Here is a 1298-nt window from a genome sequence, read left to right as displayed (position 1 = left end):
CATCGGAAAGCAATGGTATTTACTTGTCGATGTCTGGTCGACATACCGCAACATTCACTTATGAAGACCCGATTCGTAAAGAAAGTATTGAGTTCATTAAGCAATTCAAAGAAGCGGGAATCAAAACCACGCTGCTGACTGGCGATTCTTTGATTAACGCGAAACCTGTTGCTGAAGAGATCGGCATTACTGACATTGTTGCTAACGCGAAGCCGGAAGATAAACTGGCTTATTTAAACTCTAGAGACGCTAGTGACATCACCATGATGGTTGGTGACGGTATTAACGATGCGCCTATTCTGGCGGGTGCTCACCTTTCTGTCGCAATGGGCGGCGGTACCGACGTGGCGAAAGCCTCAGCGGATATGGTGTTATTGGGTGACAAACTCGATAGATTACTTAAATCACGAACATTAGCGCTTAAAACGCGTAAGATAATCCGTGAAAACTTAGCGTGGTCGTTGGGGTATAACTTAGTTATTCTTCCATTGGCTGTTGCTGGTTTGGTTGCTCCATACATTGCCGTTGTTGGCATGTCTGCTAGCTCTATTATTGTTGTGTCTAACTCGTTAAGGCTTTTAAAAGAGCAAGGTAAATAATGGAAAGTTTATACATACTTATTCCAATTGCGATCGTACTTGTGTGCATCGCTGTCGGTATATTTCTGTGGGCAGTTAAGAGTGAGCAGTTTGAAGACCTTGAGCGTCAAGGCCACAACATTCTGTTTGATGAAGACACTAATGCTCTTCACCATTCTGATAGTAAACCTGTTAAGAACGAGAAAGCTAACGTAGAAAGCCAAACTAACTTAGACAAAAAGAACGATGACGCCTGATTGGATCGGAGCCTTTGTTGTTGGGTTGATCGGCGCAGGTCACTGCATGGGAATGTGTGGTGGCATTGCGTCGCTTCTTTCAATTGGAAACAGTAAACCTTCCCCTGTCATTCCCCTGCTTTATAACCTAGGACGCTTGCTAAGCTATGCCGTGATTGGCGGTGTGATTGGCGGTGCAATTTCTTCTATAGGTCAGCTAAGCGATTTTAACGCTCTGCTAGGTTGGCTGCGATTATTTGCTGCTGGCTTTATGATCGTCTTAGGTTTGTATATTGGCAAATGGTGGTTCGGCTTGTTGTTTTTTGAAAAAGTCGGACAAAAACTATGGCGCTATATCTCTCCTGTCGGTAAATCATTTCTACCATTGAAGCATCCTAGTCACGCTCTACCATTTGGTTTCATTTGGGGGTGGTTACCATGTGGCCTTGTTTATTCTATGCTTACATGGGCGGCCGTATCAGGA

The 1298-nt window shown here is 44.2% G+C and carries 3 protein-coding genes; all 3 read left to right on the top strand.

What is annotated here, in order from left to right:
- On the top strand, positions 1-599 hold a 599-nt coding region (locus AB4496_RS19075; protein WP_372131631.1), incomplete at its 5' end, for an HAD-IC family P-type ATPase.
- Entirely contained in the window at positions 599-835 is a 237-nt protein-coding gene (gene ccoS, locus AB4496_RS19070) for a cbb3-type cytochrome oxidase assembly protein CcoS (RefSeq protein ID WP_009846712.1), read from the top strand. The genes AB4496_RS19075 and ccoS, both read left to right, overlap by 1 nt.
- Positions 825-1298 (top strand): sulfite exporter TauE/SafE family protein (locus tag AB4496_RS19065; protein ID WP_372131629.1); only part of this gene is annotated, 474 nt, incomplete at its 3' end. The genes ccoS and AB4496_RS19065, both read left to right, overlap by 11 nt.

Origin of the sequence: Vibrio sp. 10N.222.46.A1 (assembly GCF_041473595.1) — a bacterium.
GTDB classification, from domain to species: domain Bacteria; phylum Pseudomonadota; class Gammaproteobacteria; order Enterobacterales; family Vibrionaceae; genus Vibrio; species Vibrio tasmaniensis_A.
The sequence above is the reverse complement of the archived record's forward strand: the minus strand, read 5'-3'. Positions and strand labels throughout refer to the sequence as shown.